Here is a 9797-nt window from a genome sequence, read left to right on the forward strand (position 1 = left end):
TTCCGGACTGGATTTCGAGAAAATGTATCAAGACAATCTCGTCGAACGACTGCGCGGCCACGCAGCATTGCGTCCGGATCGGGTGGCGTTGCGCTTCCTCGAAGGAGATGATGTCGCCGGCGAATTGACATTCGCCGCTCTCGATACGAGGGTTCGCGCCGTCGCGTCCCGGTTGCAACAGTTGGGCTGCGCGGGCGAGCGGGCGGTCATCCTGCTGCCCAGCGGGCTCGACTATGCCGTGGCATTCTATGCGTGCCTGTATGCGGGTGTGATCGCGGTTCCGGCGTATCCACCCGAGGGTGCTGCCGATCGCTATGCGGGCCGTTTCAACGGCATTATGCGCGATGCGGCGCCACGCTTCATTCTGACAGAATCGAATTTGAGTGCTGTCGTGGAAGCAGCGCTTCCCGGACTGACCAATGTCCGGATGATCGAGGTTGACGCGATTTCGTCTGAACTTGCTGCGGATTGGCGAGAGACAAGTCCCGCGGCGAATGCCGTCGCTTTCCTGCAATACACGTCTGGGTCGACGTCGCAACCGAAGGGGGTTTGCGTCTCGCACGCCAATTTGACGGCTAACGAGAAGGCCATCCAGGCGGTCGCCGGAGGAACGCTCGACGATGTTTTCGTCAGCTGGCTGCCGCTCTATCACGACATGGGACTGATCGGTGGATTGTTGAATCCGCTGTTCACCGGGTTTACCGCCGTCCTGATGTCGCCGCGCAATTTTCTTGAGCGGCCGCGACGCTGGCTTGAGGCGATCCATCGTCACGGCGGAACGTTGAGCGGTGGACCTGATTTCGCCTACGCGCTGTGTGCCGACCGCGTTTCCGATGAAACGATCGGAGGGCTTGACCTGAGTCGTTGGAGATTCGCATTCTCCGGCTCGGAGTTTGTCCGCAAAGCCACGCTTCAGAGATTCGGCGAGCGATTTGAGCCGGCCGGTTTTGATCGACGCGCGCTGACCGCCTGCTACGGTCTGGCTGAGGCGACGCTGCTGGTGACGGCAGGCAACCCGGCGACCAAAGCCGTCAGCTATACGCTCGATACAGCGGAGCTCGCGGCGGGCCGCATTGCGAACGCCGGTGAAGGCACCGACCTGGTGGGCTGCGGTCAAACGATTGCCGGTCATGCCACGCGCATCATGCGCACCGATGGATCGACGGCTGCAAGGGCAGACGAGGTCGGCGAGATCTGGTTCGCCGGCCCCAGTGTCGCGCTTGGATATTGGAATAACCCGGAAGCCACGCAGAAGGCATTCGTCGAACGCGATGGCATGCGCTGGCTGCGCACCGGAGATCTCGGCTTCGTTCGGGACGGCACACTGATCGTCACCGGCCGGCTCAAGGATTTGCTGATCGTCCGGGGTCAGAACGTCTATCCGACAGATGTCGAGCAGGCGGTGGAGGCCGACGTCAAATTGGTTCGCAGCGGCCGGGTGGCCGCTTTTGCGGTCGAGATCGACGGACGGGAAAGCATTGGAGTCGCGGCCGAGTTCAGCCGCGTTGTTCTCAAGCGCAGCGATCCCGAGGCTCTTGCTCAAGCCATCGGCGAGGCTGTGCTTCGGCAGGCTCAGGAATATCCGGCTGTCATCATCCTGTTGAATCCGCAGGGGATGCCGCTGACGACCAGCGGGAAGCTGCAGCGTTCGGCCTGTAGCGGGCGTTGGGCCGACAACACGCTCGACAGTTTCATGGTCTTCGAAAGAGGGCGTCGTCGCGATGGCGTCGCATTGACGGCGCCTTCGAGCGATACCGAGCACGCTCTGGCGTCGATCTGGCGCGACGCGCTCGGCTTGCAGGCTGTCCACCGGGAAGACGATTTCTTCGTATTGGGCGGAAACTCGATTGCGGCCGGACAGACCGCCGCCGCGATCCGCGAACGGTTCGGCGTCGAGCTGGAACTGCGCAGCTTCTTCGACGCGCCGACGCTTGCAGCCTTCGCAGGCCGGATCGATACCCTGGTGGGTGAGGGCGCAGGACGGGCGCTTCCGCCGATCCAGCGGGCGGCGCCGGCAAGTCGCATGATCTTGTCCCATGCCCAGGAACGGCTGTGGTTTCTCTGGAACATGGACCCTGGCGGAACGGCCTACACGGTTGCCAGCACGGTCCGTTTGAAAGGAAAGCTCGATCATGCCGCCTTGTCGCGGGCGATTGCGGAAACCGTCCAGCGCCATGAGGTGTTGCGCACCACGTTCGTCGCGCAAGAAGGCCGCGCAGGGCAGGTGGTTCACGACTCGCTTAGTGTTGGCATCCGGCACGAGGATCTCCGCTCATATCCCGCACACGCCCGTGCCGAACAGGCCGCGGGGCTTGGTCAGTCCGAACTCGCCAAACCGTTCGATCTCGTCATCGGGCCGTTGTTGCGGGCGACCCTGTTGCAGTTCGCTGACGACGAGCACGAATTGTTGCTGCTGGCCCATCACATTGTCGTCGATGGCTGGTCGCTCGACGTGATGCTCCAGGAGTTGGCTGGACTTTATCGCAGCTTCATACGGGGCGACGTCGGTCCGCCGCCGGTGCCGATGGTTCAATATGTGGATTTCGCAACCTGGCAACGCGATTGGCTCGCGGGAGGTGAGGCAGACCGGCAGCTTGCATACTGGCGTTCAAAGCTGGGTGACACGCACCCGGTGCTGGCTCTGCCCCATGACCGGCCGCGTCTGGCGGCGCAAAGCCATGGTGGAGATACGATCGGGCTTGCGATCGAAGGCACGCTGGCCGCCCGGCTTCGGGAAACTGCCGGAAAACATCGCGCGAGCGTATTCATGCTGCTGCTCGCGGCCTATCAGGCGTTGCTGTACCGCTATACGGGCCAGAGCGATCTGCGCGTCGGTGTGCCCGTAGCCGGGCGTCGTCACGCGCAGCTCGAACGATTGATCGGTTGCTTCGTCAATACGCTGGTGTTGCGTGCCGAGATCGTCGATGGAACGACGTTCCCGAGCCTGCTCCGGCAGGTCAAGGAAGCGGTGATCGAAGCGCTGTCCCATCAGGATCTTCCGTTCGAGATGCTGGTCGATGGTCTGCGGCCCGAACGCAGCGGCGGTCACAACCCGCTGTTCCAGGCCAAGTTCAACTATATGAAGGCGCCCCGTGGATTTGAGGGCGTCGAAGGACTTGTGGCCGAAATCGACATCCTGGACCTCGCGGGCTCGCACTTCGATCTCGCGCTTGATATTGTCGATGGCGCCGAAGGCATGAAGGTGACCTTCAACTACGCGACCGACCTGTTCGACTCCGCGACGATCTCGCGGCTGGCGACACAGTTCGGCTCGCTGCTCCGCCAGATCGCGGAAGACGCAGAACGCCTTGTGTCGGACTTCGTCATCGACGATGCGAACCGGCAGGTGGTGCCAAGCCAGTCTGCTGCGTTCCGATTCAATGATGTGGTCAGCCTTTATCGCGCATCGACAGCCGATCGGCAGACCGCGGTTGCCGTCCAATGCGGCAGCGACAGATTGACCTTCGCGGAGTTCGAGCGGAAGTCGGAGGGTATCGCGCGCATGCTCGCGGCCAGGGGCGTGACACGGGAAACGCCGGTTGGACTCTGGATCGAGCGATCGCCGGCCTTCGTGACGGCGTTGCTTGGCGTGCTCAAGGCCGGCGGCGCCTATGTGCCGCTCGATCCGAAATGGCCGGTGGAACGGGTCCGAAGCATACTGGCGGATGGCGGCATCGAGATCGTGCTGGCGTCCGGTGAGAAGTTGGCCGAGGCGCTTACGCTTGATTGCCTTGTGCTCGATGCGGACACCGACACCACCTCCGAAGAGTTGGTGAGCGTGCTTCCGGACAGCACGATCCATCCAGCGCAGACCGCTTATGTGATCTACACGTCGGGATCGACAGGGGCGCCCAAGGGCGTCGCCGTGTCGCACGGTGCGCTGGCCAATTATGTCCAGGCCCTGCTGCAGCGCGTGCAGCCGTCGCCGAGCGCGAGCATGGCGATGGTTTCTACCGTCGCGGCCGATCTCGGCCACACCGTGCTGTTCGGCGCACTTGCCTCCGGGGCGACGCTGAATCTATTGGCCCCGGAAGCCGTCCTCGATGCGGATTTGTTTGCGACGGCGATGCGGGATGGCAACGTCGGCATTCTCAAGATCGTGCCCAGTCATTTGCGCGGCCTGTTGCAGGCGTCACGCTCGGCCGATCTCTTGCCCCGCGATGTCCTGATTCTCGGCGGGGAGGCCTGCGATCCGGCGCTGCTAAACGAAGTCCGTCAGTTGCGGCCGCACTGCCGAATTCTCAATCACTATGGCCCTACGGAAACGACGGTCGGGGCGGTTACGCATGAATGGGAGCCTGCAGGTGAGGCACGTCCGGTTCCGATCGGCTTGCCACTCGCTAATCTGCGCGCCCATGTGCTGGACGATGCGCTAAACGAGGTGCCGATCGGCGTCATCGGTGAACTCTATATCGGAGGCGCCGGGCTGGCGCGGGGCTATCGTGGCCAACCCGGCCTGACCGCGGAACGCTTTGTCCCGAATCCGTTCGGACCGGCTGGGGAACGGCTGTACAGGACGGGCGATCGGGTTCGTTGCGATCAGTCGGGGCGGTTGGTGTTCCTCGGCCGTGGCGACGATCAGATCAAGTTGCGTGGCTATCGCATCGAGCTTGACGAGGTGGCGCGCGCGATCAAGGCGTTGCAGGAGATCGTTGACGCGGTGGTGATGGCCCGCGCCATCGGAGCGGGTGCCGAACGGCAGGAACTCGTTGCGTATTGTGTTCCCCGCTCCGGCATGACGCCGACGGCGGACGCGATCAAGCAGCAACTGGCTGCCGTCCTGCCGGAATACATGGTGCCGTCGCGGGTCGTTCTGCTGGAGCGTCTGCCGCTGACGCCAAACGGCAAGGTGGATCGCAAGGCGCTGCCGGAGCCGGACCAAGACACGGTCGTCGTGAAATACGCAGCGCCCGAGGGAGCGACCGAGGAGGCGATCGCCGCGGTCTGGCGCGAGGTGCTCGGCCGGGAGCGAATTGGCCGCAACGACAATTTCTTCGAACTCGGCGGCGATTCGATTCTCAGCCTGCAGATCATCGCGCGGCTGCGCAAGCGCGGCATTCGCCTGACGCCGAAACAGGTCTTTGGACAGCAAACCGTGGCCCGCCTGGCAACGGTAGCGACGATCACAGCGGTGCCTGTCGCAAGGAAAGAGGGGTCAAAGGCGGAGACCAGCGCCGGAAGCGACCGGGTGACCGGTGGGCATCGCCTGCTGCCGATCCAGACCCGCTTCTTCGATGAGGACGCCGGCAACCGGAATCACTGGAATCAGGCCGTGCTGCTGGTCCCGCAGTCGCGCCTGGACTGGGAGGCGCTGCGACGTGCGCTCGTTGCGGTCGTGGATCACCACGATGCGTTGCGCTTACGCTTCGAGCAGGTCGACGGCAAATGGCGGGCAGAATATGGCGCCACGCCGGCGCCGTCAGACTTGTTGTTGGTTCGCACGGATGTGGGCGACGCGGCGCAGGTCACTGCGATTGCTTCCGCGGCGCAGGCGAGCCTGTCGCTGTCATCCGGTCCCTTGTTGCGCGCGACAGCCATGGATCTTGCCGATGGCAGTCAACGACTGCTGATCGCGATTCATCATCTGGCGGTTGACGGCGTGTCGTGGCGGGTTCTGCTGGAAGATCTGGCCGCAGCTTACGGCGAGCTGAAGCAGGGAGCGGCCACCGTTTCGCTGCCGCCGAAGAGCGAATCCTATGCGTCGTGGGGAGCGCGACTGCACGCCTATGCGGCCGCCCCGGCGCTTGCAGGTGAAATGCCGTTCTGGCTGATGAGCGGAGCGGGTGCAGATCTTCCATGCGACAACGAGCACGGTGATCCGGATCTCGTCGGGGACGGCGAAGAGGTGCCGCTGGTACTCGATACCGACCTGACGTCGAGGCTGCTGCAGGAAGCGCCATCCGCCTATCGGACGCAGGTCAATGATCTGTTGCTGGCGAGCCTGGTGCGCGCTGTCTCGCGCTGGTGCGGGGTCGAAGATTTGACGATCGAACTCGAGGGGCATGGCCGTGAGGACATTTTTCCCGGGACGGATATTTCCCGTACGGTGGGCTGGTTTACAGCAGCGTTCCCGGTGCGGCTCCATGGTGGATCAGGCGACGACGCATCACTGATCAAATCGGTCAAAGAAGAACTCCGCGCCGTCCCGAACCGCGGACTTGGCTACGGCGTGTTGCGCTATCTCGGTTCCGAGGAGCAACGCAGTGCGTTGGCGCGACTGGCGGAACCGCAGATCGTGTTCAACTATCTCGGCCGGTTTGATGGCAGCGTGGGTGCTTCCTCGCTTTTCGACTTCGCACCTGAGAGTTCAGGCCCATCACGAAGTGATGCCGCTCGCCTGAGGGGCTGGCTGAACATCACGGGGCAGGTGCGTGAGGGACGTCTGCTTCTATCCTTTGGATATGGGCGCAAGCGCTATCGGCGAGAGACGGTCGAGCGGCTGGCGCACATGTACGAGACCGCCCTGCGCGAACTGGTGATGCATTGCTGCAGCAGCGCGTCCGGCATGACGCCGTCGGACGTTGCGTTGTCCGGCCTCGGCCAGGCCGATCTCGACCGGCTGGGGACGGCTCTGGACCTGCGCGGCATCGAGGACATCTATCCGCTTTCGCCGATGCAGCAGGGCATGCTGTTCCACGCGCTCCGGGATGGTGCTGACGATGTCTACGTCAACCAGGTCGGACTCGAAGTGTTCGGCTTCGGTGCCGGCAAGCTGAAGGCGGCGTGGCAGGCGGTGAGCGATCGGCACGCCGCGTTGCGGACCGGCTTCGTATGGGAGCATCTAGCGGGGGCGACGCAGCAGGTGGTGTATCGTCATGTGGCGGTGCCCTTCGTCGAGGAGGATTGGCGCGATCGCGCGGCGGCGCTGGAACGCAGCGGCGGGCTGAAAACCGCGCTGGCCGATGCGTCACGTCGGGAGCGCGAAAGCGGTTTTGACGTCTCCCGTCCACCGTTGCAGCGGGTGCGGTTGATCCGGCTCGATGACACCAGGCACTGGCTGATCTGGACCCATCATCACATTTTTGGCGATGGCTGGAGCTCGGCGCGGCTGCTTGCGGAGGTGCTGCAGCACGTGAATGGTGGCACGCTGCCGACGGTGCAGGGCAGCTATCGCGACTACATCGCGTGGCTGCAGGGTCGCGATCATGCGGGAGCCGCCACGTTCTGGCGCGATGCGCTGGCAAAGCTTGATACGCCGACCTTGCTGGCGAATGCCCTGCCATCGAGCGACAGGGCGCCGGAGGACGCAGGTCACGCCAGCATCGCGCTAGCGGTGAGCGCGGAGTTGACCGAACGGTTGAAGTCATTTGCAAAGCGGGAGCGGGTGACGCTCAATACGCTCCTTCAAGGGGCGTGGGCGCAGTTGCTGCGGCGGCATTCGGGGCAGGGCGCGGTCTGTTTCGGGGTGACCGTATCGGGCCGGCCGGCGGAACTGGCAGGCTCCGAGGAGATGGTCGGCCTGTTCATCAACACGTTGCCGATCGTCGATGCTCCGAACCCGGAAGCCGCTGTCGGCGATTGGTTGCGCCAGTTGCAGGAGCAGAACCTGGCCTTGCGCGAGCACGGCTGGACGCCGCTGTACGAGATCCAGCGTCTTGCCGGTCATGCCGGGCAGACGCTGTTCGACACAATCCTGGTGTTCGAAAATTATCCGATCGATGAAGCGTTGCGGAAAACAGGGGAAGATGGTCCTCGCCTCGGGCGTGTGGAGCACGTCACGCCCACCAACTATGCGCTGGCGGTCGCCGTGTTTGCCGGAGCGGATGCGCTCAATCTGGAGTTTAATTACGACCGGGCTCGTTTCGACGGAGCCGCGATCCTGCGCCTACGCGACGCCTTATACGGATTGCTGCAGCAGGTCGTGGCCGATACCGAGCGACCGGTGGGTGATATCGGATTGCCCGACAACGATGAAGCAAGGCGGCTGCTGGACTGGAGCGGCGCTAGGAACTTGGCGGTATCGCGATCGCTTCATGTCGGCGTCGTCGCGCATATCGAGGTGCGGGCCGCAGAGGCGCCTTCGTCGGTTGCGCTGGTGTGGGGCGAGACATCCGTCAGCTATGGTGAGTTGAACGCCAGGTCGAACCGGCTGGCGCGGCGGCTTCGCCGGTGGGGCATTGGTCCGGATCGCCTGGTCGGCCTGGCGCTGGCGCGCAGCCCGGACATGATGGTCGCGCTGTTAGCTGTCTTGAAGGCCGGCGGCGCCTATCTACCACTCGATCCGGACTATCCGGACGATCGCCTCGCCCTCATGCTGCGCGACAGTGGGACGAAGTTGGTATTGACGGAAGGCGCGCTGCTCAAACGCTTTGCGCCAGTGTTCCGCGACACCGGGGTCGAGGCCTTGCGCCTGGACGAGCCGCAGCAGTGGCGCGCCGGTGACGATGCCAGCAACCTCGATGTCGAAATCCATCCGGACAGCCTGGCCTATGTGATCTACACGTCGGGTTCGACGGGAACACCGAAGGGCGTGACGGTCTCGCACGGTCCGCTCGCCATGCATTGTGAGGCGATCGGCCGGCTGTACGGCATGAACTCGGGCGATCGGGAGTTTCAGTCGGCTTCGATCAACTTCGACATTGCCCACGAGCGTTGGCTGGTGCCGCTGATGACAGGTGGATCGCTGATCCTGCCGTCCAGGCCGGGTCTGCTGATCGATGACCTCGTGCGCGAAATCGAAGGCAATTCGGTCACGGTGCTCTTCCTGCCTCCAGCCTATGCCGACCAGTTGGGTGAAGCGCTGCGGCACAGCGGCCGACGCCTTTCGCTGAGGGTTTGCATCGTGGGCGGCGAGGCCTGGTCCGATACCTCCATCAAGGCGTTTCGCCGGGCAGCCAATGTCGGCGTTCTGATCAACGCCTATGGCCCGACCGAGACGGTGATCGCGCCGACGGCATGGACGGTCGACGAGGCTGCGCTAAGGCCGGGTCAATACGCGCCGATCGGACGGCCCGTTGGTCTCAGGTCCGCCTACATTCTCGACGCTGAACTCAACATGGTCCCGGCCGGCGTAACGGGCGAGTTGTTCATCGGTGGTGTTGGGCTGGCGCGGGGGTATCTGAAACGCGGCGCGCTGACGGCGGAACGGTTCATTCCGGATCCGTTCGGCGGCGACGGCGGGCGTCTCTACCGGACCGGCGATCTGGCGCGGTGGCGGGCTGACGGCGTAATCGAATATGTCGGGCGCGCGGACCATCAAGTGAAGATTCGCGGTTTCCGGATCGAATTGGGAGAGATCGAATCGCGTTTGCTGGAGCAGCGCGGCGTAAGCGCCGCCGTCGTGGTGGCACGCGAGGCGAGGGCCGGACGTCAGCTGATCGCCTACGCCAGCGGCGAGCGGACGCTCGACGGCCAGGCGCTGCGCCAGGCGTTGTCGGCCATGCTGCCGGATTACATGGTTCCGGCGACAATCGTGATGCTCGAACAACTGCCGCTGACGCCGAATGGCAAGATCGACCGGCGGGCATTGCCGCAGCCAGATGAGGACGCTGCGTCGCGTCGCACCTATGCGGCGCCCGAGGACGAGATCGAGATCGCGCTGGCGAATATCTGGACCGAGTTGCTGGGCGTCGAGCGGATCGGACGCAACGATCATTTCTTCGAGCTCCGCGGACACTCATTGCTCGCGGTGCGGCTGCTCAGCCGGGTGTCGCAGGATCTCGGCGTGTCGATCCAGATTTCGGATCTGTTCGTTCATCCGGAGCTCGCCCAGTTCGCCCGGATCGTTTCGATCAGGCTGATCGAACGCGAGTTCGATGCGGAAGAACTTCACGATCTGATCGCATCGGGACTGTGAC

Annotated in this window: 1 protein-coding gene; it reads left to right on the forward strand. The window is 63.8% G+C overall.

What is annotated here, in order from left to right; all coding sequences use genetic code 11:
* Nucleotides 1-22: 22 nt before the first annotated feature.
* Entirely contained in the window at nt 23-9796 is a 9774-nt protein-coding gene (locus JQ641_RS16860) for a non-ribosomal peptide synthetase (protein WP_211997157.1), read from the forward strand.
* The last annotated feature ends 1 nt before the right edge of the window (nt 9797 follow it).

It is taken from the genome of Bradyrhizobium sp. JYMT SZCCT0180, assembly GCF_018130165.1.
Taxonomy (GTDB): Bacteria; Pseudomonadota; Alphaproteobacteria; order Rhizobiales; family Xanthobacteraceae; genus Bradyrhizobium.

Coding starts and splice junctions, on each gene's coding strand:
- JQ641_RS16860 (WP_211997157.1), top strand. CDS start 23: ATGTATCAAGACAATCTCGTCGAACGACTGCGCGGCCACGCAGCATTG.